General features: G+C 45.4%; 15 protein-coding genes and 5 tRNA genes. 8 read left to right on the forward strand and 12 right to left on the reverse strand.

Going from position 1 to position 22673, the window contains the following annotated elements:
• Positions 1 to 15: 15 nt before the first annotated feature.
• Positions 16 to 2337, forward strand: coding sequence for an acid phosphatase (locus R7P69_RS11605; protein WP_318121592.1), 2322 nt, complete (start codon positions 16 to 18; stop codon positions 2335 to 2337).
• A 208-nt stretch (positions 2338 to 2545) separates the two neighbouring features.
• Here R7P69_RS11605 and R7P69_RS11610 read toward each other — a convergent pair whose 3' ends face one another.
• The 5 genes from R7P69_RS11610 to R7P69_RS11630 form a co-directional block, all read right to left on the reverse strand.
• Positions 2546 to 3565 carry an SPOR domain-containing protein gene (locus R7P69_RS11610; protein WP_213908236.1) on the reverse strand — a complete coding sequence of 340 codons (1020 nt, stop codon included), beginning with the start codon at positions 3563 to 3565 and terminating at the stop codon, positions 2546 to 2548.
• Between the two features lie 157 nt (positions 3566 to 3722).
• Positions 3723 to 4673 carry an ABC transporter permease gene (locus R7P69_RS11615; protein ID WP_054730225.1) on the reverse strand — a complete coding sequence of 317 codons (951 nt, stop codon included), beginning with the start codon at positions 4671 to 4673 and terminating at the stop codon, positions 3723 to 3725.
• 2 nt (positions 4674 to 4675) lie between these two features.
• Positions 4676 to 5653, reverse strand: a complete 978-nt coding sequence (locus R7P69_RS11620) for an ABC transporter permease (protein ID WP_005379110.1) — start codon at positions 5651 to 5653, stop codon at positions 4676 to 4678.
• Positions 5654 to 5800: 147 nt separating this feature from the next.
• Entirely contained in the window at positions 5801 to 7354 is a 1554-nt protein-coding gene (locus R7P69_RS11625; RefSeq protein ID WP_005379109.1) for an ABC transporter substrate-binding protein, read from the reverse strand.
• A 92-nt stretch (positions 7355 to 7446) separates the two neighbouring features.
• Entirely contained in the window at positions 7447 to 9162 is a 1716-nt protein-coding gene (locus tag R7P69_RS11630) for a dipeptide ABC transporter ATP-binding protein (protein ID WP_005379108.1), read from the reverse strand.
• Between the two features lie 661 nt (positions 9163 to 9823).
• Here R7P69_RS11630 and R7P69_RS11635 point away from each other — a divergent pair.
• Entirely contained in the window at positions 9824 to 10549 is a 726-nt protein-coding gene (locus tag R7P69_RS11635) for an HAD family hydrolase (RefSeq protein WP_005379107.1), read from the forward strand.
• A 338-nt stretch (positions 10550 to 10887) separates the two neighbouring features.
• On the opposite strand, the gene R7P69_RS11640 is transcribed toward R7P69_RS11635, so the two are convergent.
• The 5 genes from R7P69_RS11640 to R7P69_RS11660 all read right to left on the reverse strand — a co-directional run bounded on the left by R7P69_RS11640 (position 10888) and on the right by R7P69_RS11660 (position 11484).
• Positions 10888 to 10964 (reverse strand) — tRNA-Pro (locus tag R7P69_RS11640).
• A gap of 64 nt (positions 10965 to 11028) precedes the next feature.
• Positions 11029 to 11104: transfer RNA gene (locus R7P69_RS11645), tRNA-His, on the reverse strand.
• 48 nt (positions 11105 to 11152) lie between these two features.
• Positions 11153 to 11229: transfer RNA gene (locus R7P69_RS11650), tRNA-Pro, on the reverse strand.
• A 69-nt stretch (positions 11230 to 11298) separates the two neighbouring features.
• A tRNA-His gene (locus tag R7P69_RS11655) sits at positions 11299 to 11374 on the reverse strand.
• A 33-nt stretch (positions 11375 to 11407) separates the two neighbouring features.
• Positions 11408 to 11484 (reverse strand) — tRNA-Arg (locus R7P69_RS11660).
• A 335-nt stretch (positions 11485 to 11819) separates the two neighbouring features.
• On the opposite strand from R7P69_RS11660, the gene R7P69_RS11665 reads away from it, so the two are divergent.
• Positions 11820 to 12233, forward strand: coding sequence for a c-type cytochrome (locus R7P69_RS11665; protein WP_005384252.1), 414 nt, complete (start codon positions 11820 to 11822; stop codon positions 12231 to 12233).
• Positions 12234 to 12306: 73 nt separating this feature from the next.
• Here the strand turns inward: R7P69_RS11665 and rep are convergent, their stop codons facing one another.
• Complete coding sequence (gene rep / locus R7P69_RS11670; protein ID WP_005379104.1) at positions 12307 to 14322, reverse strand: DNA helicase Rep; 2016 nt, start codon at positions 14320 to 14322, stop codon at positions 12307 to 12309.
• Positions 14323 to 14492: 170 nt separating this feature from the next.
• Here rep and R7P69_RS11675 point away from each other — a divergent pair, with 170 nt between their 5' ends.
• The 4 genes from R7P69_RS11675 to ubiK all read left to right on the forward strand — a co-directional run bounded on the left by R7P69_RS11675 (position 14493) and on the right by ubiK (position 19714).
• Positions 14493 to 15074 carry a TetR/AcrR family transcriptional regulator gene (locus R7P69_RS11675; RefSeq protein ID WP_005384254.1) on the forward strand — a complete coding sequence of 194 codons (582 nt, stop codon included), beginning with the start codon at positions 14493 to 14495 and terminating at the stop codon, positions 15072 to 15074.
• Positions 15075 to 15092: 18 nt separating this feature from the next.
• Positions 15093 to 16196: an efflux RND transporter periplasmic adaptor subunit gene (locus R7P69_RS11680; RefSeq protein WP_053349778.1), complete on the forward strand. Its 1104-nt coding sequence runs from the start codon at positions 15093 to 15095 to the stop codon at positions 16194 to 16196.
• A 12-nt stretch (positions 16197 to 16208) separates the two neighbouring features.
• Positions 16209 to 19331, forward strand: a complete 3123-nt coding sequence (gene vmeD, locus R7P69_RS11685) for a multidrug efflux RND transporter permease subunit VmeD (protein WP_104975727.1) — start codon at positions 16209 to 16211, stop codon at positions 19329 to 19331.
• 131 nt (positions 19332 to 19462) lie between these two features.
• Entirely contained in the window at positions 19463 to 19714 is a 252-nt protein-coding gene (gene ubiK, locus R7P69_RS11690; protein ID WP_005379099.1) for a ubiquinone biosynthesis accessory factor UbiK, read from the forward strand.
• Positions 19715 to 19992: 278 nt separating this feature from the next.
• Here the strand turns inward: ubiK and ilvC are convergent, their stop codons facing one another.
• On the reverse strand, positions 19993 to 21477 hold the full coding sequence (gene ilvC / locus R7P69_RS11695; protein WP_005379098.1) for a ketol-acid reductoisomerase: 1485 nt from the start codon (positions 21475 to 21477) through the stop codon (positions 19993 to 19995).
• A gap of 143 nt (positions 21478 to 21620) precedes the next feature.
• Between ilvC and ilvY the strand changes: the two genes are divergently transcribed.
• Positions 21621 to 22511 carry an HTH-type transcriptional activator IlvY gene (gene ilvY / locus R7P69_RS11700; protein ID WP_005379097.1) on the forward strand — a complete coding sequence of 297 codons (891 nt, stop codon included), beginning with the start codon at positions 21621 to 21623 and terminating at the stop codon, positions 22509 to 22511.
• The last annotated feature ends 162 nt before the right edge of the window (positions 22512 to 22673 follow it).

Raw genomic sequence — 22673 nt, forward strand, 5'->3', positions numbered from 1 at the left:
AAGGACAAATAAATAATGAATAAGGTGAGTTTACTAGCAGCGTCAGTGGCTATCGCTCTTACAGGCTGTGGCGGTTCAGATGGTGGTTCAAACAGTGCTAACGACGGCGTTGTGATCACAGGTTTTGACGGCTACTTCAAGCATGCCGTTGTTTTTGAAGATACGAACAACAACGGCCAATGGGACACTCAAGAAACATTCCTTGGTCTGACCGATGAGAAAGGTCAACTGAAATTGGATGCAAAACCAGAAAGCACTCTAGCGCTACAGACCATCACACCAAACGGTTCAAAGCAGAAACAGCTCATCGCCTTGGATGCGAAAGAGTACGCTGGCAAATACACGGTTGATATGGATCATCCAGGCCAAGCTATGGCGCACGAAATCGTATTCCGTGCACCAACATCGTCAAACGTGATTTCACCTATCACGGATCTTGTGGCGATTGAAATGGCAAAAGATCCAGCCATTAGTGAAGAAGATGCGAAAGCGAAAGTAAACCAAGCGCTAGGAGGCTCAGAAGAAGCACCAATTGATCTGTACAGTGATTTTGTTGAAGGTGCGACAAAAAACGCCGAACTACATAAAACCGCTCAGATTCTGACCGACTCGAAAGCACAAAACCCAACGAACTACGAGAAAAAAGCCACGGAGTTTGCTCAAGCGGCAAACCAAGAAGTGGAACGTCTTGTTGCATCTGGCGAAAACATCAATGACCCAAATCTACGTCCAATCATCACTGACGCGACCCCAGACAGCGACACCTTAGCACCTGAAACGGCAGTTAATAACAAGCTAACCATAAACAAAATCGTCGAAAAGGCAGCTAAAGATAAGCTAGAAAAACTACCAAAAATCGTACAAGGCGTGGACTTTGATGGCTTAGAGCTAGACATTGAAGGTCTATTTGCAGACAAAGACCAAAACCTTGTGACAACCAAACTGACGCACAGCTTTGCAGGCACAGGCATTGAAGTTGTGCAAACTGGCAACCTGATTGTTCTACATCCAACTGCAATCGTAGAGAAAGCTGGTGATTTTGAGATTGTTCTAACGGCGCAAGACATTGATTCGTCAGGTAAGGTTTTGGGTACGGTAAGCACCGTATTTCAGTTCGAAATCGAATCGGCAAACTTACCACCAATGGTTGTAGAAACAGAACAAGCGCGTCTGCAGTCCATCGTTGATGGTTGGTACCTACAACAAGGTGAAGTGTTTGAACAAACACTCGATATTTCTGGTTTGTTCCAAGATAAAGACGGTCAAATTACCGACTACTCAGCGGACTATGTAGACATTGAAGGTCTAACAGTATCTGAGGATGGTAATGCAATTATCACCATTAAAGGCACACCAACAAAAGCAGGTGAAGCTGGAGCAGTACTTGCGATTAGCGCAACAGATGGCCATACCGCGGTACAAATTGCGCTCAGCATGCCAACGGTTATCGAAGGCGTCACGCCACCACCAGTAGTACCGACTTTGGGCTTCACTCACGAGCACTTCAACGGTCAAGAATGGAAAATGGGTAGCTTTGCACAGAAAGATGGTGAAATCGGCTACGCCATGTTGATGCAAGATTCTGAAGGCCTACTATTCTGCTGGGGTTCAAACCACGATGAGATGAGTCAAGAGTACAAAGCGAACATCAGTGACTTCCTAAAAGACACATGGGAACACGATGCTTACGCCATTCTTGCCGATCTGGACCAACAAACTGGTTACACAGAATACAACAATAAAGACTGTAACGACGTTGAGTTGAAAGACGGCAAGCTATACAACAGCTACGGCGACGAGTATGAAATGTTGTACCAGCACAAAACCGAGCATAACGGCACTCAAATGATCGTTAAAATCTCAGATGATGAGCTGTTCTGGATGGACTCAAGCAATACCCCATTCGCAGAATCACTTTCGGTTGCAGAACACATCAAACAAGGCACGGTAGAGCATGACTTGATGGTAGAAAGTAATGGCACAGGCGACGACACAGTCCTGAAATACTCGTCAGGTGCGTACGAATACGACACTGATACTTACAACTACACTTCGTTCATGCCAACAGGATTCCAAACTCCAGGTAATTGGGAAATCCAGAATGATGAAGACCGTGAACTGCTGATTCTAGAAGAAACAGGCTCAGAGTCAGATTACAAAACTCGTCATCGTTACATCAACCGCGATTTTGGTGACTTTTATATTGGTATTCGTTGGAGTAAAGAACAAAACGGTCATGAATCCGCACCGGAATATGGTCTGTACTCTAACAGCAAAGAAGCCATGACAAGCATCGCGAGTTCACTACCGATTTTGGAGCCTGGTGATGATGACTAAAGCAACCATCGTTAACCCTTGCTGTGATAGCGTGCATTTGCGTAGAAGACGCAGAACATTTTGGGAACGATTGGTCGGCATCAAAGAAGTGTATATCTGCTCTAACTGTCACAAAGAAACGCCACTCAAATAGCGATAATATTTGAGACCGCAAAAAAGCCCCGAACTCGGGGCTTTCTTCTATATTTTGACCGCAATATCTGAGTCGTTATTTCACGCACACCACGTTCAATAATGAGGTTCCGGTGAGCTGATTGGGCTCACGATCGGCGAACAAACCTTTCTTATCTTTGCCCCAATACGGCAGTTGCAGTGGCCATTGATTTTTTTCCATCACCCCAGACGCCCTCAGCGCTTTAAACTCTGCAGGGTTAGCTAAGTTCATACCCAGTTGCTGACATACTTTGTGCGAGTTTTCGTAGTTGAGGCGGTTCCACGGCTTACCATGTTCCATGTAAAACTGATTATGGTGATCGAGTAAATATGGGACCACGTACGTTTTGCCCTGTACTGAAGTTCTCAACCGAACTTCAATGTCATCATTTCCAGTGACAATTGGCTTCGCTTTGGTCTTAGCAACAGGCGTAGACGAAGAGCTATCACGTGAACTTTTTGCCTTGGTATCTGGCTTCTCTGCCCGCGCTTTAAAGGCGTCGGTATCAGCTCGCACAGCAGGAACTGGCGCGGGTTTCGGGGTCACCGTCGGTGTTGGCTTAACCGAAGATGCGGCTGATTTCGACGATACAGTAGATTTAGGTGTAGGTGGTGTTACTGGTTGTTTCGTCCCTTTCCCAACCACTCGGATGAACGCCTCTTTGTAGTTCGACAAGGTTTTGACTCCTCGTAAGTCATCCCTCGCATCAGACAATGCCTTGTAAGGTCCAATCAAACAGCGATAGCCTTTGGATTCAGGCTTCATCCATACGTCAGTCGTGATTTTACTATAGAGAGGCTTAGCTTTCGCGAGAGACATAGGCTTGGGTAGCAATCCGCATTGAATCCAGTAAAGGTAGTTGCCCCCCTGCGGCACTTTCTTTCCCCATACTCCGTTACCAATTGGGCACGTTTTCTCAAGCATCGGTAATTCTTTCTCGCTGGCTTGAGTGGCTTGGCAAAGGAACTCCTCCGCCGATACTGGGCTAGAAAACTGGGCGCATACCAGCAACAAGCCGAAAGCTAGGCTTGCTTGGAAGATACGAGATGGGTGTTGTGCCTTCTTCATTTCCATACACTTCACTCTAAATTAGTGGGTAAGGTCATTATGGCGGCAAAGCGCCAAAAAAATGTGAACAAAGAATAACTAGCAAAAAAAGAGCCGGAATTTGCATCCGGCTCTCAGTTTAGGAAGGAATTAAGCGAATTTACAACGCTTGGCGGGAAAATTCTTAACCTTTGTACAGTTTCGGGTTGAATACATCTCGTAACCAGTCACCCAATAAGTTGATAACCAGAACCAGTGTAACCAACACGATGCCTGGGAAGGCAGTAATCCACCACGCACCTGAGAAGATGTAGTTAAAGCCGATGCTGATCAGCGCACCTAGTGACGGCTGATCAACAGGAAGACCCAAACCTAGGAATGACAGTGCCGCTTCCGACATGATCGCATTCGCTACCTGTACCGTCGAGATAACCAAGATTGGTGATAGACAGTTCGGCAGGATGTGACGGAACATGATGCGTGGCGCTTTAAAGCCCATCACTCGTGCCGCTTCTACGTATTCTTTCTTCTTCTCTGCCAATACCGAGGCGCGAATGGTCCGTGCGTATTGCGGCCATTCTGCCACACCGATGATCACCACCAGCATGACCACCGCATATTGGCTGTAAAAATCACTGCCAAAGCTGGCTTTAAAGATTGCAGAGACGATGATCGCCACCATCATGGTCGAGAACGATAGTTGAACATCCGCAAAGCGCATCAAGAAGCTATCGATACGACCACCGAAGTAACCCGCCGACAAACCAATGATGATACCCAGAATCAACTGAAGACCGACGGCTAAAAAGCCGATCGTCAAAGACAAACGAGAACCGTAAAGAATGGTCGATAAAATATCGCGGCCTTGCTCATCAGTACCAAGAACAAAACGCTCATCGCCCTCTTCCATCCAAGACGGTGGTAGCTCTGAATCCATGATGTCGATAGACGTCAGATCGTACGGGTCTGTTGGCGCAAGAATCGGTGCAGCCAATGCCAATACTAAGAACATCATAAAGACGGTAAAACTCGCCATCGCCACTTTGTCGCGTTTGAAGTAATACAGAAAATCTGACTCTTTGAAACGCTGCCACGCTGATGGAGCAGGAGCTGGTGTTAAATTTGATTGGCTCATGATTAAGCTCCTTTTCCAGTTAGGTTCACAGTTGGGTTGATGATGCCGTACAGCAAGTCAACGATGGTATTGGTTACCACGAAGATCAGACCAACAAAGATAACGTAGGCAGTGATCAGCGGTGTATCTACACGGTTGATTGCCTCTAGGAAAAGGAAGCCAGTGCCCGGCCATTGGAAGACGGTTTCAGTAAGAATGGTGTAGGCCACCATGGTACCAATCTGCACGCCACCTACCGTCAATACTGGTAGCATGGTGTTCTTAAGTGCATGTTGGTAATAAATCTTTTGTAAGTTCAAACCTTTTGCTTTGGCGAACTTAATGTATTCCGAACTCAGAACTTCCAGCATTTCTGAACGTACCAAACGGATGAACAACGGCAGCATGATAGACGCTAGCGCAATACAAGGTAGGATGAGGTGCTTGATACCATCAATGGTAAAGAAGCCAGATTCCCAACCGAGTACGTTAGCGGTTTCACCTCGCCCATAGGAAGGCAACCAACCGAGTTCTATTGAAAAGACATACATCAGCATGATTGCGGTTAAGAACACCGGAATCGAGATACCGACACTGCTCATCGCCATCACAAATTTGGTAAAAACACTCTTAGGATGAATCGCAGAGTACACCCCAAGCGGAATAGAGAAAACAATGATGATAAGCGTCGCGCCAAACACGAGCTCTAATGTAGCCACCAGCTTGTCGAGAATCACCTCAACCGCAGGTCGCTTGAAAAAATATGAGGTACCCAAATCACCTTGCAGTGCATTACCCACAAAGCGCGTGTACTTTGTGATAAAGGGATCGTTCAGGCCCAAGTCGTCGCGTAGCGCTTGACGCTCCGATTCCGAAACCGACTGACCTACAAGCTCACGCAGCGGATCACCCAGGTTGTCCTGAATGGCAAACGCCACCAAACTGATCACAAACATCACTATCAGTGCCTGAAACAGGCGCTTGACCAGAAACGAAAACATTCCTTGCCCCTTAACTATCCATAGATCTCTAAATTAGAGAGAAAATTCAGTCTAAATAACCAACTCAATCCGACTGAAACAAAATTGAGTCGAGTGCTTTAAGTTGAGGAGGGAAATCCATCCCTCCTCAAAGTAGACTAACCGTGATTATTCAACCACTAGGTCACCGAAGTAAGGCATTACCATTGGGTTAACGATATCTGCCGCTTTCACGTTAGACTTCGCGCCCCATGCTTCACTTTGCCAGTGTAGCGGTACGAATGCTGCGTCGTTGTATAGTGTCGCTTCTACGCCCTTCAGCATTTCTGCACGTTTCGCAGGATCCGTCTCTACGTTCGCAGCTTCAACCACTTTGTCCATTTCTGGGTTTGAGTAGTAACCACAGTTGTACTGACCACGACCGGTTTCTTCGTTACGAGTCATCGTTAGGAACTCGTTGAAGTTCGCTGAGTCTTCTGTATCTGAGTGCCAACCGATCATTAGCATGTCTGCCGCACACTTGTCGAACTCAGGCCAGTACTGCGCTTTTGGCATGGTCTTCAGATCAACCTTGATACCGATCTTAGACAACATTGCCGCCGCCGCTTGTGCTACTTTCGCATCATTCACGTAACGGTTGTTTGGTGCGATCATCGTTAGCGTCAGGCCATTTTCGTAACCCGCTTCTTTCATCAGCTCTTTCGCTTTCTTCAGATCGTAGCGAGGAACCAGTTTGTCATCGTGACCCACGTAACCTGCCGGGCTTTGCTGACCAGCGGCCGTTGCGAAGCCTTTCATGATTTTCTTCACGATACCTTCGTTATTGATTGCGTGAACAATCGCTTGGCGAACGCGAACGTCTTTCAATGCTTCGTTGCTGTTTTGGTTTAGTTGGAACGTGATGATACGAGTACCAGGTAGCGTAACTAGGTCGATGCCGTCAGCATCTTCAACGCGTTTGTGGTCGTTTGGCGCTACAGGGTGAATCATGTCAACACCGCCAGAAAGCAGCGCTGCTACACGAGTTGCGTCTTCTTTAATTGGCACAAGCGTTAGCTTATCAACGTTACCTTTCGACTCTTTGTCCCAGTAATCTTTAAAGCGTTCAAATTCCACTTTTACGCCCTGCTCACGTGAAGTCACAATGAATGGACCCGTGCCAGATACGTTAGTCGATGCAAATGAGTTACCGTGCTTCACTAGCTCAGACTTGTCTTTGCCGTCCGCAGTTTTGCCCGTGTAGAACTTGCTGTCCATTGGGAAAATGTACGTTGCGGTTTGCAGCACTAGTGGGTAAGGACCTTTAGTTACAAGATCGAACGTGTTGTCGTCAACTTTGACGATTTTTTCGTACGGGTCGAAGATGTTTTTAAAGTCAGGAGAGCTTTGTAAACGCTGGAACGTCCACACGACGTCGTCAGCCGTTAGAGTATTGCCAGAATGGAATTTCACACCTTCACGCAGTTTGAAACGAACAGTCGTATCGTTAATACGTTCCCAGCTTTCTGCTAGGCGAGGCTCGAAATCCATTTTTTGAGTAAAGCGAACCAACGGATCAAATACCATGTGTGACATTTGCAGTGTGCCACCTGATAGCTGCTCATGTGGGTCAAGCGATACTGGGTCAGCTGCATAGCCAACTTTGATATCTGCTGCCATTGCGTTAAAGCTTAGGCCCGCAGCCATTAGCGCCACTGCTAATTTGCTTTTCATGGTTTTCATTTGCATAACTCCTTCATGCGGGGATACGGATCCCTTGTTGTTGTGTTTGCGTCTTTGTTATGACTAAAGGTTAGCCAAGCGAATTGCTTGGTTTATGCCGTTTCGATCTCTTCTCGCAAGCCTGTAAACTCCGGCATCAGAGAAATCAATTTTTTGCTGTATTCGTGTTGAGGTGCCGTGAATAACTGTTCTGTTGGTGCCACTTCTAAAAGTGTACCCATTTGCATCACACCTACTCGGTCACACATCTGACGAATAACAGGTAAATCGTGGCTGATAAACAACATAGTCAAGTTCAGCTCACTTTGCAGATCTTTCAGCAAGTTTAGAATTTGTGCCTGTACCGATACGTCCAGTGCTGAGGTCGGTTCATCACAAATCAAAAGTCGAGGACGAGTCGCCAACGCACGCGCAATAGAAATACGCTGACGCTGACCACCGGAGAATTCATGAGGGTACTTAAGCCCAGCCATTCGACCCAAACCAACATGATCCAATAGGTCATTCACGATTTGGCGAGTTTCCGACTCGTTTTTCGTCAATTTATGGAAACGGATTGGCTCAGCAATAATATCGAATACCTTCATACGAGGGTTCATTGAAGTATATGGGTTTTGGAACACCATCTGCATTTGACGACGCATCGGGCGGCGCTCTTTCTCAGAGGTTAAAGCGGTCAGGTCAATGCCCTCGAATTTCACCTGACCAGAGTTAGGTTGGTATAAACCAGCAATCACACGTGCAATGGTCGATTTACCTGAACCAGACTCGCCCACCAAACCAAAGGTTTCGCCTTCGTGCACTTCAAAGCTCACATTATTAGATGCTTGCACGTATTCTCGGCGGCTCTCGAACAAAGAGTCTTTGGTCACAAAGCGAAGATTGACGTTCTTCACGTCCAAAAGCGGGCCAGTGTACTCACGCTCATCTTGGCTTTGTCCTAACCAGTGGTTCTTGATATCGAGTGGCTCCATTTCCGCCGCTTCTTCGATATAGCTTACTAACGGGAAACGATCTAACTTTCTGTCTGAACGTGGTACCGCTGAAATTAGACTGCGAGTGTAAGAGTGATCAGGATCGCCCAATACTTTGGCTGTTGGTCCAAACTCCACCAAGTCACCACGATACATTACCGCCACGCGATCGGTGACGTTGGAGACTACCCCCATATCGTGAGTAACCAACATACAGCCGACATTGTTCTTGATACACAGCTCGCGGATCAAGTTGAGGATTTGGTCTTGGATAGAAACGTCTAACGCCGTAGTTGGTTCGTCCGCAATGATGAGATCAGGCTCACCAGCCAAAGCAATGGCAATGACAACACGCTGACGCATACCACCAGAGAATTGATGCGGGTACTGCTTTAAGCGGTTTTCTGGTTGAGGAATACCAACCTGCTGCATAAGAGAAAGCGCGCGCTGATACGCCTCTTCATCAGAGACCTTCATGTTGGCGTGGATCGTCTCTTTCAGCTGTTGCTCAACAGTAAAAAGTGGATTGAGCGAGGTCATCGGATCTTGGAAAATAAAACCTATTTTCGAGCCGCGAACCTTGCGCATCGCTTCTGGTGATAGGCCAGAAATTTTTTCTCCATCCAGGAATACATCACCGCTAGCAACGCGACCTGGAGGGCTAAGCAAATCGATAACAGCGTTACCAACGGTGGATTTACCCGCACCTGATTCGCCAACAACACCCACGATTTCACCACGTTCAATATGAAAAGAAAGTGACTTCACGGCAGCGTGAACGCCGTGTCGGGATGGGTATTCAATACGAAGGTTTTTCACTTCTAATAGTGACATTTCAGACCTCTACTGCCTTGTCTGTGGTATCGAATCATGCCAAAGGCACCATTCATCACCTGAATGAATCCGTTCAAATTCAGAATAATACTCTGAAATCTTAATGCGGAAATAATTTGGCAAAAATCACACAAAAAAGCAACAATTAAAGTATATTCCGCCGAAAAAACATTAAATAAACGCACAATTAGCGAATAAAAATGCATTAACAAGTATTTAACCATTTTCATATCACACTATTTTTGTGCGTCATGCACCAATAAAACTAGAAAAATGCTCTAAAAGTAAACATGAGCTAAACAAGATTATTAACCATATTATTCATGTGCATTTATTAACATTTAACAAACAATATCATATGCAAAAAGTGTTTTTTCAACATAAAAAACTATTAATAAAATAGTCGGCAAATACAAAAAGCCAAACTTAGGAAGAGAAAGGATAGGTCAAAACGTGAACAAAACAGCAAAACCACACAAATCCTGCTCCAACGCAGATTATGCGCCACTTAAGCGGTTTATTGACTAAGCAAAGGAAAGTACCGCTATCCTCATTCGTACGTCATAAGAAAACTCGCCGGTTTTAACCCTTTACGACACAATTGAGAGTGGGATAATAGATGAACAGTGTCAAAGCCAAGCCGTAAATAAAAGGAGCCCCTGTGCTTAAAGCGATTTTTTTTGATATGGACGAGACTTTATGTGCAACGTCACAAGCCGATAAAGTTGCAGGACAAGCGTTTACAACTTGGATTCATAAGACCTACCCACAAGTTACCGAGCCAAAAGCGTTTTTGCAGCGCTACTTACAGGGTGTATACAAAAAGCTGAATGCTGAGTTCCCTCACCTTGTGGCTCTGCTACCCGATGAAAATGCCTTCCGTTGTGGCCTGATCCAAAACATCTTGGCGGAGCAAGGCGTCAGCATCACTGCAAAAGAGGCTCAACAAGCTCAAGACTACTTTGACTCTGCACGTATGGGCGCGTTCACTTTCTTCCCTGGTGTAAAAGAAATGCTCAGCGACCTTCGTCAACATTACAAACTCGTCGTGATCACTAACGGTCCGATTTTTTCTCAACACCCTAAATTAAACGCGACACAAATGAGCAACTGGGTGGACCATATTATTGTGGGAGGAGAAGAGCCAGAAGAGAAACCTGCTACAAGTATTTTCCAAAAAGCGCTCGACTTGGTCGAAGTAAAACCAGAAGAGGCTCTACACGTGGGCGACTCTTTACCTGCTGACATTGCTGGCGCTAACAATATGGGTATTTTGAGTGTGTGGGTGAATGCGACAGGCGCAAGTAACTCAACGGATATAACGCCAAGTTTTGAAATCCAAGAAACGGTAGAACTGAAAGAAATCCTTAAAACACTCGCCCAATAAAAGCAGCGGATTAGAAAACTACAAAACCCCAGACACTGCTCTGGGGTTTATTTTGTCAGCTCGAAAAGCATTTGGATCATAGGTGGTCAAAAGCCCCTAGAGCTGTACACTTTTGGGAAAAATTGAAATGGAATGCCGATTCTTTTCAGGAGAGATGCAAAAAAGCCCCAGTCTTTCGACTGAGGCTCTAAATAGCGGTCGGTGAAGAGCCGAATTCTAACTTCAGGCGAACCCCACTTGGGTTCAAATCCATTGATACATTACCGACTAATACAGTCCAAGCGAGATCATAAACTCTAAAACGACGAAAGCCTGCTAAAAAGCAGGCTTTCTAATAGTGGTCGGTGAAGAGGGATTCGAACCCCCGACCCTCTGGTCCCAAACCAGATGCGCTACCAAGCTGCGCTATTCACCGAACTGTATTTGCTGATTTTCTCAAATCAGACAGGACACTTCAACTAAGAAGTCACCTTAATTAATGGGGTGGCTAACGAGATTCGAACTCGCGACCACCGGAATCACAATCCAGGGCTCTACCAACTGAGCTATAGCCACCATCAATTTTTGCTGTTTACCGCTCTATTAGAGCCATAAACTAAATAGTGGTCGGTGAAGAGGGATTCGAACCCCCGACCCTCTGGTCCCAAACCAGATGCGCTACCAAGCTGCGCTATTCACCGACGATGTTTTATCTTGATTGAATCAAGATTGGGAGCAATGCTACCGCATTCAATCTAAAAAAGAAAGAATGGGGTGGCTAACGAGACTTGAACTCGCGACAACCGGAATCACAATCCGGGGCTCTACCAACTGAGCTATAGCCACCACTGATTTTTACCGATGTATCCTCCGAGGCAATGGTACGCCCGAAAGGATTCGAACCTTCGACCTTTGGCTCCGGAGGCCAACGCTCTATCCAACTGAGCTACGGGCGCATGCCCTATCGGCGGAGTGGAATAATACGGATATCACACTATGCCGTCTAGTACTTTTTTTACTTTTTTTATCGTTTGGTCTCTTTTTCGACAGTTATCTTCCGTTAAAGTGGATTTTTGATGTGATTCACGCCCTGTCATGGATAACTTGTTGTTTATTGCAACAAGTTATCGGGATATAATCACCCATTATTTACATTGATTTAACAGCTGCAACCAAGTTGTCTAATCATTCTATGCCATTCAGTGGAATTTAATGATTTCTCTGCTCGGCATTAATACTCTAACTATATAAATAGGTAAGTCACTTACCTCGGGAATGTGAAGTGGGTTTAATGGATATGTCTCGACAAATGATTAGCGTTTTGTTCGCTGCCTTAACGTTTTCTACGGCAGCTTTAGCTTCTGACATCAGCCAAACTGAATACGATGCGATCGCAGAACGCATCCAACCTGTCGGTGATGTTTATCTAGCGGGTTCTGAGCCAGTGAAAGAAGAGCCAACCGGTCCACGTGATGGCGCCACAGTTTATGGTACTTTTTGTATTGCTTGTCACGCATCTGGTGTAAACGGCGCACCTAAAACAGGTAATGCCGATGATTGGGCACCACGTATTGCACAAGGCAAAGATACGTTAGTGAAGCACGCATTAGAAGGCTTCAATGCGATGCCAGCCAAAGGAACCTGTATGGACTGTTCTGACGATGAAATCATCGCAGCAATTGACCACATGATTGAAGGTCTATAAGTAAAGACATCAACGAAAAAGGCTTGCCAGTTGGCAAGCCTTTTTGTTTTTAGTCAGTGAGAACAGGGTTACTTTACTTCTTAAACATTGCTCGAATATTGGCAATGTGTGCTTGACCTTTCGCCATACGCTCTTCTGCTGATACTGGCTTTTTGTTTACTTCCCATTCAACGTCATCAAATGGCAACTCATCCAAAAAGCGGCTTTGAGTCGGTTTGATCAACTCGCCGAACTGCCGACGCTCTTTGCACATAGTGAAAGTCAGTTCACGTTGCGCGCGAGTAATACCAACGTACATCAGGCGACGCTCTTCTTCCACGTTATCTTCATCAATACTGGTTTGGTGCGGTAAAATACCTTCTTCGGACCCAATTAAGTATACATATGGGAACTCAAGGCCTTTTGATGCGTGCAAGGTCATCAGTTGTACTGCATCACTGTCTTCATCTTCTTCACCGCGCTCCATCATGTCACGCAAGGTCAAACGTTGAACGACTTCTTTTAACGTTTTCTCTTCTTGATCGTAGTTGTCACCCTCTAGGTCCGCCACTATCCATGAATAAAGATCAGAAACGTTCTTCATTCGCATTTCAGCGGCTTTCGGACTTGCTGAAGTTTCGTATAGCCAATCTTCATAATGGATATCACGAACTAGCGAACGAACCGCTTCGACGGTATCACCACGCTCAGCTTGATCAGCAATCGCCACTAGCCATTGGGTGAAACGACGCAGGTTTTCTAGGCCACGTCCCGTTAGGTGCTGTTCGAGCCCCATTTCAAAGCTCGACTCAAACAGGCTCTTCCCTCGCATATTGGCATAACTGCCTAACTTCTCTAACGTTACTGGGCCAATTTCACGTCGTGGAGTATTCACAATGCGCAAAAATGCATTGTCGTCATCCGGATTAACCAAAACGCGCAAATACGCCATGATGTCTTTAATCTCTGCGCGCGCAAAAAACGAGGTGCCGCCAGAAATTTTATACGGTACACGGTTTTGCATCAGAGACTTTTCAATCAAACGTGATTGGTGGTTACCACGGTATAGAATCGCATAATCTTTATATTCGGTACGGTTTAGGAACTTATGCGCAATTAGTTCACCCGTTACGCGCTCTGCTTCATGCTCTTCATTTTTAGCCAACAACACTTTGAGTTTTTCACCGTCAGGAATTTCAGAGAACAAGGACTTCTCATAGACGTGAGGGTTGTTAGCTATCAAAATGTTGGCCGCACGCAGGATTCGACTCGTTGAACGGTAGTTTTGCTCTAGCTTAATCAAACGCAAATTCGGATAATCTTCACCCAGCAACACGAGGTTCTGAGGTTTCGCACCACGCCATGAATAAATAGACTGATCGTCATCCCCTACAACCGTCAATCGCCCACGTTCTCCGACAATTAATTTGACCAGCTCATACTGACTCGTGTTGGTATCTTGATACTCGTCAACCAGTAGGTAACGGATACGATTCTGCCAACGCTGACGAACATCTTCATGATTACGTAAGAGTAAAACGGGCATCAAAATTAGGTCATCAAAATCGAGCGCGTTATAGGCTTTCATTTGCTTTTGGTACATATCAAAACAGAACGCAAACAATTGTTGCTGTTCACCTTGCGCACGCGCTTTGGCTTGCTCTGGCGTCAACATGTCGTTTTTCCAGTTGGAAATACAACTCAGAAGCTGACGTAGCAGATCTTTATCACCATCAAGCTGCTTTTCGGTAAGTTCTTTGAGCAGCGCTAGCTGGTCTTGGTCATCAAACAGTGAGAAGCCCGCTTTCAACCCTAAATGCTTGTACTCACGCTTGATGATGTTCAATCCTAAAGTGTGGAATGTTGATACCATCAAACCTTTAGACTCACCTTTCCCTAACGTTTGACCTACACGCTCCTTCATTTCACGTGCTGCTTTGTTGGTAAACGTCACCGCAGCAATGTTACGCGCTTTGTAACCACATTGCTGAACCAGATAAGCGATTTTATTGGTAATAACACGAGTTTTGCCCGAGCCAGCACCAGCTAGCACTAGGCATGGACCAGACACGTATTTCACGGCTTCATCTTGACTAGGGTTCAGCTTCATAGAAATTCTCTGCGGGTGATGAATGTGGCGCCTATGATAAAGGGGTGGCCTCGTGAAAGCTATGCTGATTTCTTGTAATTTTCACACCAATTAAGTGCAATATTCTGTTGCATAAATGGCGGGTATTTAAGCTATAATGAATGAACGTTCATTCACTAAAGGGTGACATTATGAAGGATAACCCTGCTGTAGATAAACGAGAACAAATCTTAGTCGCTGCTGAACAACTCATTGCTGAATCTGGCTTTCAAGGGCTTTCCATGCAAAAGCTCGCCAATGAGGCAGGTGTCGCAGCAGGGACGATTTACCGTTATTTCTCAGATAAAGAACATCTTTTAGAGGAACTACGCCTTAACGTTGCTAAGCGTGTTGCTACTGCGGTGCAACTAGGTGTTAGTGAAGAGATGCCTTTAAAACAGCGTTATCGAACCATGTGGCTCAATATTTGGAATCTAGCGAGCTCGAACTTAAGTGCGATCAGCAACCGAGTCCAATATGAATCTTTACCCTGTTCAAATAGTAGCAAAGCTCGGGAACTTGAGAGACAAATGTTTGCCCAAGTAGATCTTCTTTTTAATCAGGGTAAAGACGAGGGAGTATTCAAGCTTCTCGATAACGAAGTACTTTCTGGATTAAGTTTTGAGGCAAGTGTTGCACTTGCTCGGAAACACGCTTTGGGATTTTATCAACTGGATAAGACGGCATTAGAGGCGGCTATTGAAGCCAGTTGGGATGCAATTATTAAACACTAACTTGGAGTTCTTAATAGAATGAAAAAGTGGATTTTGATGCTATCAATTGTTTTATTACTTTTTGGTAGCGTTGTTACATACAGACTAATTGATATCAAAGACAAAATGGAGCAGTTTGCCAATCGCCCTGAACCAGCATTCCCAGTAACCGTAACTGAAGTGCAAGCGGTGGATTGGGTACCAGTCATCGAGGCAATTGGTTTTATCGAGCCAAATCAAGGCGTGACGGTAGCGAACGAAACGAGCGGTGTTATCGATAAAATCGCATTTGATTCCGGTACTCAAGTCAAAGCAGGTCAGCCACTAGTACTGCTTGACTCTGACGTTGAGAAAGCGAATTTAAAGAGCTCGCAAGCCAAGTTGCCAGCAGCAGAAGCGAAATACAAACGCTACCAAGGGCTATTTAAAAAAGGCTCTATTTCTAAAGAAGCGTATGACGAAGCAGAAGCGAACTACTTCTCCTTAAAAGCGGACATTGAAAGCTTGAAAGCGACCATCGACCGACGCGAAATCAAAGCGCCATTTGATGGTGTAGTAGGTATTCGTAACGTGTACCTAGGTCAGTACCTACAAGCGGGTACCGATATTGTTCGCCTGGAAGACACCAGCGTGATGCGTTTACGCTTTACCGTGCCGCAAACCGATATTTCACGTATCAATATCGACCAAGAAGTGGATATCTTTGTTGACGCTTATCCAGACCAACCTTTCAAAGGGTCTATTTCTGCGATTGAACCAGCTGTAAACGTACAAAGTGGTTTGATTCAAGTTCAAGCGGATATCCCTAACAGTGACGGCAAACTGCGTAGTGGTATGTTCGCGCGTGCAAACATCATTCTGCCTAAGTTAGAAAATCAGGTCACTCTACCTCAAACCGCGATCACATTTACGCTATATGGCGACAATGTTTACATCGTAACAGAAGAAGATGGCGAAAAACGCGTTAAGCAGCATGTGGTAAAAGTTGGCGAACGCTCTAAAGATATCGCACACATTCTAGAAGGCGTGAAGCCAGGTGATGTGGTAGTGACATCGGGTCAAGTCCGTTTGAGTAACCATGCGAAAGTAAGCATTGTCGAAAGCGATGCAACTACCCCACCTGCTGAAACACCAATGCTTTAAGTTGGAGGCATCATGCGCTTTACAGATGTTTTTATAAAACGTCCAGTTTTAGCGGTATCGATCAGCTTTTTGATTGCATTGCTTGGTTTGCAAGCGGTGTTCAAAATGCAAGTTCGTGAGTACCCTGAAATGACGAATACGGTGGTCACCGTGACCACCAGTTACTACGGTGCAAGTGCCAACTTGATCCAAGGCTTTATTACTCAGCCATTGGAGCAAGCGGTAGCGCAAGCCGATAATATTGATTACATGACTTCGCAATCGGTACTAGGTAAATCAACCATTACTGTCAACATGAAGTTGAATACTGACCCGAATGCAGCATTGGCTGATATCTTAGCGAAAACGAACTCAGTACGTTCTCAGCTTCCAAAAGAAGCCGAAGATCCAACCGTAACCATGTCGACAGGTTCGACAACGGCGGTACTGTACATCGGCTTTACGAGTGACGAGTTATCTTCAAGCCAGATCACTGACTACCTTGAGCGTGTAATCAACCCGCAGTTGTTCACTGTAAACGGTGTATCCAAAGTTGACCTGTATGGTGGTATGAAGTACGCACTGCGCGTATGGTTAGATCCTGCCAAAATGGGCGCTTTGAAGTTGACCGCTACGGATGTGATGAGCGTTCTTAACGCCAACAACTACCAATCTGCAACCGGTCAAGCGACGGGTGAGTTCGTACTTTATAACGGTAGCGCAGATACTCAGGTATCAAACGTTGCTGAACTTGAAGCATTGGTCGTGAAAACTGGTGAAGGGGATGTCATCCGCCTAGGTGATATCGCTAAAGTAACGCTGGAGAAGAGTCACGACGTTTATCGCGCAAGTGCAAACGGTCAAGAAGCCGTGGTTGCGGCGATCAACGCAGCACCAAGCGCTAACCCAATCAACATTGCAGCAGACGTACTTGAACTGTTGCCTCAGCTTGAGCGCAACCTACCAAGTAACATCAAAATGAACGTGATGTACGACTCAACTATCGCCATCAACGAATCGATTCACGAAGTAGTGAAAACGATTCTTGAAGCAGCGGTCATCGTACTTGTGGTTATCACACTGTTCCTAGGTTCATTCCGCGCGGTAATCATTCCTATCGTGACCATTCCACTTTCATTGATTGGTGTGGCAATGGTGATGCAGGCAATGGGTTTCTCTTGGAACTTGATGACGCTACTGGCGATGGTGCTTGCCATCGGTCTGGTGGTGGATGACGCGATCGTTGTACTAGAAAACGTTGACCGTCACATCAAAGAAGGGGAATCGCCATTCCGAGCTGCAATTATTGGTACGCGTGAAATTGCGGTTCCAGTTATCGCGATGACATTGACGCTAGGTGCAGTGTACGCGCCGATCGCATTGATGGGTGGTATCACCGGTTCATTGTTCAAAGAGTTCGCTTTGACACTGGCAGGTTCAGTATTCGTATCCGGCATCATCGCTTTGACACTATCACCAATGATGTGTTCGAAGATGCTGAAGGCGAACGAGAAGCCAAGCAAGTTTGAGCAAAAAGTTCACCATGTACTTGATGGCATGACTAATCGCTACGCAAGCATGTTAAAAGCAATAATGGCTAGCCGACCAGTGGTGATCGTGTTTGCGATAATTGTATTCGCAAGTTTACCAGTCCTATTCAAGTTTATTCCTAGCGAGCTAGCTCCATCTGAAGATAAAGGTGTTGTAGTACTCATAGGGACCGCACCATCAAATTCGAATTTGGACTACATCCAAAACACCATGGATGATGTGAATAAGATTCTCTCTGATCAACCAGAAGTGGAATACGCTCAGGTATTTAACGGTGTACCGGATTCTAACCAAGCGTTTGGTTTAGCTACACTCAAACCATGGGGCGAACGAGAAGCGAGCCAAGCAGAAATCAAACAGCGTGTTGGCGGGCTTGTTTCGAGCATTCCGGGAATGTCTATTGCTGCCTACGAAATGCCGGAGCTACCAGGTGCTGGTTCAGGCCTTCCTGTACAGTTCGTAATTACAACGCCAAACAACTTTGAAAGTTTGTTTACCGTTGCAAATGACATTCTGTCGGAAGTAGCAAGCAGTCCAATGTTTGTCTATTCCGATCTGGATCTGAAATATGATTCTGCAACGATGAAGATCAAGATCGATAAAGACAAAGCGGGTGCCTACGGTGTGACTATGCAAGACATTGGTATCACCCTCAGCACCATGATGGCAGATGGTTATGTAAACCGTATCGACCTAAATGGCCGCTCTTATGAGGTAATTCCTCAGGTTGAGCGTAAATGGCGTCTAAACCCAGAATCGATGAAGAACTACTATGTACGCTCTGTGGATGGTAAAGCGGTTCCATTAGGTAGTCTGATTACCATTGATGTGGTGGCTGAGCCTCGCTCTTTGCCACACTTCAACCAGCTAAACTCAGCAACTGTGGGGGCTGTTACAGGCCCTGGTGTTTCGATGGGGGATGCAGTTAATTGGTTTGAAAATATTGCACAAACCAAACTGCCTGCAGGGTATAACCATGATTACATGGGCGAATCTCGTCAGTTTGTAACGGAAGGTAGTGCCTTGTATGCAACCTTCGGTCTTGCACTTGCGATCATCTTCCTCGTTCTGGCGATTCAATTTGAATCACTCCGCGATCCTATTGTCATCATGGTATCTGTACCTCTGGCAATATGTGGTGCCTTGATCGCATTGGCCTGGGGTACGGCCTCGATGAACATCTACTCGCAGGTTGGTTTGATAACGCTGGTCGGCCTAATAACCAAGCACGGTATCTTGATCTGTGAAGTCGCCAAAGAAGAGCAGTTACATAATAAACGGTCTCGTATTGATGCGGTGATGGAAGCTGCGAAAGTGCGTCTTCGCCCTATCCTAATGACCACTGCAGCGATGATCGCAGGTCTGATCCCGCTGATGTACGCAACAGGTGCAGGTGCCGCGCAACGTTTCAGTATCGGTATCGTCATAGTTGCTGGCCTTGCAATCGGTACACTCTTCACACTATTCGTACTACCTGTGATTTACAGCTACCTAGCTGAAAAACACAAACCTCTGCCAGTATTTGTTGAAGACAAAGACTTGGAGAAGTTAGCGCGAGTTGACGAAGCGAAAGCAGCTCATCGTGAATTAGCGGATAACAGATAAGCTATTAAGGCATTCAAAAAGGTCACTTCGGTGGCCTTTTTTATTGCCGCTCTCTTTTTTGCCATCTAAGTGGCGACTTTCACGTATCATTTACTTAAAATGAGGACAAATCAAAAGGAGTTTTAGCCACTATGTTTGACCCAAAGAAATTAGAGCAAATTGCTAAACAGATTCACGACTCAATGCCTCAACCTGTAAAAGAATTGGGCTCTGATGTCGATCAGAAAGTTCGTCAAGTAATCCAAGGCCAGCTAAACAAGCTAGATGTTGTAAGTCGCGAAGAGTTTGATGTTCAAACTCAAGTTTTACTACGTACACGTCAAAAGCTAACAGAAATGGAACAGAAGTTGGCGCAACTTGAAGAAAAGCTTGCTGAAAAATAAGTATCAAAGCGCTCCTCACAAAGGAGCGTTTTTCTTATCGGCGCGCAGATAAATCGGCTAAAAACAAAAAGGCTTGGTCAACGGCGACCAAGCCTTTTGATTAGATGTTGTGTTTTATTTTGTATTTATCACTCCAGTCTGCCTGGAGTTTATCTACTGCGTTACTTGAGACTAAGTAAATTACGCTGTATTAAGGTTTCATTTCTAGGAGAAGGCGCGAACTTTACGATAGTAAACGAGCACCTTCGACACCGAAATGGAGCCTTAAGGCCAGTCATTTAGCCGCCCACCGCGATACGCTTCATATCAGTCATGTAACCACGTAGCTCTTCACCGATGTACTCTACAGGGTGGTTACGGATTGTTTCATTCACAGCGATAAGAGTCGCGTTATCCACTTGGTTAGACGTTTCACCTAAACCTTTACCAATTACGTCAGTATTTACGGCTGGCATAAACTTCTCACGTAGAAGCGGCGTTGCTACGTTAGCGAACAGGTAGTTACCGTATTCCGCAGTGTCTGAGATAACCACGTTCATCTCGTATAAACGCTTACGTGCGATAGTGTTTGCGATAAGTGGCAGCTCGTGTAGAGACTCATAGTAAGCAGACTCATCGATGATGCCAGATGCCGTCATCGCTTCGAATGCTAGCTCAACACCCGCACGAACCATAGCAACCATCAAGATACCGTTATCGAAGTACTCTTGCTCAGAGATTTCTACGTCAGTTTCTGGGTAGTTTTCGAAAGCAGTTTCACCTGTTTCTGCACGCCAGCCTAGTAGATTTGCATCGTCGTTTGCCCAGTCAGCCATCATAGTGCTAGAGAAGTGACCGGTGATGATGTCATCCATGTGCTTGTTGTATAGCGGACGCATCAGTTCTTTTAGCTCTTCAGAAAGCTCAAATGCTTTCACTTTTGCAGGGTTAGTTAGGCGATCCATCATGTGAGTGATACCACCAAACTTCAGTGCTTCAGTGATGGTTTCCCAACCGTATTGAAGAAGCTTACCAGCGTAGCCAGGATCGATACCATCAGCAATCATCTTCTCGTAACATACGATAGAGCCAGCCTGTAGCATGCCACAAAGGATAGTTTGCTCACCCATTAGGTCAGATTTCACCTCAGCAACAAAAGAAGACTCTAGACAGCCTGCACGGTGACCACCTGTTGCTGCAGCCCAAGCTTTCGCGATATCCCAACCTTCACCTTTTGGGTCGTTCTCTGGGTGAACAGCGATAAGAGTCGGTACACCGAAACCGCGCTTATATTCTTCACGAACTTCCGTACCTGGACATTTAGGTGCAACCATTACTACCGTTAGGTCTTTACGGATTTGCATGCCTTCTTCAACAACGTTGAAACCGTGAGAGTAACCTAGTGCTGCGCCTTCTTTCATTAACGGCATTACCGTCTCAACAACGTTTGTGTGCTGCTTATCTGGAGTAAGGTTTACTACTAGATCAGCTTGTGGAATTAGCGTTTCGTAGCTACCTACCTCAAAACCGTTGTCTTTTGCGTTTTTGAATGACTGGCGTTGCTCATCAATCGCGGCTTGGCGAAGCGCATAAGCAACGTCTAGACCAGAGTCGCGCATGTTCAGACCTTGGTTAAGACCTTGAGCACCACAACCTACAATGACTACTTTCTTACCTTTCAGATAATCCGCTTCTGAAGCGAACTCACTGCGGTCCATAAAACGACAACGACCTAATTGGTCCAACTGCTCGCGCAAGTTTAGGGTATTGAAATAATTAGCCATCTGGGTGCTCCTTTGAGATTCTTCCATTGAGGTCAGTAATTGCCTTACCGAATAACTTTATACTAAAACAGACATGAGATTGCTTAAAGTGATATATTCACAATTAGTTATTGCAATTTATGCAACGTGGAAATGAAAATTTAATGAATATCAAAAGCCTGCAACTTTTCATTCATCTCTGTGAGAGTAAAAGTTTCGCCAAGACCGCAGCGGCAATGCATATTAGCCCTTCAGCCTTAAGCCGACAGATACAAAAATTAGAGGAGGAAACCAGCCAACAATTGTTTTTACGCGACAACCGTAGCGTTGATTTAACTATCCAAGGTAAAAAGCTAGTCCCAGTCGCCTTAAAGATTCTTGGCGAATGGCAGCAGTATCAGAGTCATCTGAAGGGAACCGAGGATGAATTGAAAGGAGAAATCCGTCTCTTTTGTTCTGTTACTGCAAGCTACAGCCATCTTCCGGAGCTAATATCTGACTTTCGTATTCAGAACCCTTTCATTGAATTCAAACTATCAACCGGCGATCCAGCTCAAGCGATCGACAAAATACTAGCAGATGAAGCCGATATTGCCATATCAGCCAAGTCAGAACAGATGCCAAATAAAATCGCATTTGAAACGATCAGTGAAATCCCACTTTCTGTCATCGTACCTGTTGGGGTTAGTGCGTTTGCTGAAGAGCTACAAAAAGAAAAACCAGACTGGTCGGTCATTCCATTCATACTCCCAGAAGCAGGAACGGCTAGGGACAGGGCCAATACTTGGCTCAAACAAATGAAAATAAAGCCAAAGATCTACGCACAAACCTCCGGACATGAAGCCATCGTAAGTATGGTTGCATTGGGGTGTGGAGTAGGTATCGCACCTGATGTTGTAATCAACAACAGTCCGGTAAGAGAAAAGATAAATCGTTTAAAAGTCTTACCAATTAAACCTTTTAAACTTGGTGTTTGCTGCAACAAAACTCAGCTGGAGAATCCGCTTGTTAAAGCCTTTTGGAAGGTTGCAGAGAGCAAGTATATCGCACCTTAGATGAACACTTTTTAGGTATAAAGTGAGCTAATTTTAAAACTCTATAGATGCAAAAAAGCCCGCTCTTTCGAGCGGGCTTCTTAAATTTAAAGCCTGGCGATGTCCTACTCTCACATGGGGAAGCCCCACACTACCATCGGCGCTATTTCGTTTCACTTCTGA

Source organism: Vibrio sp. 661, assembly GCF_033339315.1.
Taxonomy (GTDB): Bacteria; Pseudomonadota; Gammaproteobacteria; order Enterobacterales; family Vibrionaceae; genus Vibrio; species Vibrio alginolyticus.

Coding starts and splice junctions, on each gene's coding strand:
- R7P69_RS11605 (WP_318121592.1), top strand. CDS start 16: ATGAATAAGGTGAGTTTACTAGCAGCGTCAGTGGCTATCGCTCTTACA.
- R7P69_RS11610 (WP_213908236.1), bottom strand. CDS start 3,565: ATGGAAATGAAGAAGGCACAACACCCATCTCGTATCTTCCAAGCAAGC.
- R7P69_RS11615 (WP_054730225.1), bottom strand. CDS start 4,673: ATGAGCCAATCAAATTTAACACCAGCTCCTGCTCCATCAGCGTGGCAG.
- R7P69_RS11620 (WP_005379110.1), bottom strand. CDS start 5,653: ATGTTTTCGTTTCTGGTCAAGCGCCTGTTTCAGGCACTGATAGTGATG.
- R7P69_RS11625 (WP_005379109.1), bottom strand. CDS start 7,354: ATGAAAACCATGAAAAGCAAATTAGCAGTGGCGCTAATGGCTGCGGGC.
- R7P69_RS11630 (WP_005379108.1), bottom strand. CDS start 9,162: ATGTCACTATTAGAAGTGAAAAACCTTCGTATTGAATACCCATCCCGA.
- R7P69_RS11665 (WP_005384252.1), top strand. CDS start 11,820: ATGGATATGTCTCGACAAATGATTAGCGTTTTGTTCGCTGCCTTAACG.
- rep (WP_005379104.1), bottom strand. CDS start 14,322: ATGAAGCTGAACCCTAGTCAAGATGAAGCCGTGAAATACGTGTCTGGT.
- R7P69_RS11675 (WP_005384254.1), top strand. CDS start 14,493: ATGAAGGATAACCCTGCTGTAGATAAACGAGAACAAATCTTAGTCGCT.
- R7P69_RS11680 (WP_053349778.1), top strand. CDS start 15,093: ATGAAAAAGTGGATTTTGATGCTATCAATTGTTTTATTACTTTTTGGT.
- vmeD (WP_104975727.1), top strand. CDS start 16,209: ATGCGCTTTACAGATGTTTTTATAAAACGTCCAGTTTTAGCGGTATCG.
- ubiK (WP_005379099.1), top strand. CDS start 19,463: ATGTTTGACCCAAAGAAATTAGAGCAAATTGCTAAACAGATTCACGAC.
- ilvC (WP_005379098.1), bottom strand. CDS start 21,477: ATGGCTAATTATTTCAATACCCTAAACTTGCGCGAGCAGTTGGACCAA.
- ilvY (WP_005379097.1), top strand. CDS start 21,621: ATGAATATCAAAAGCCTGCAACTTTTCATTCATCTCTGTGAGAGTAAA.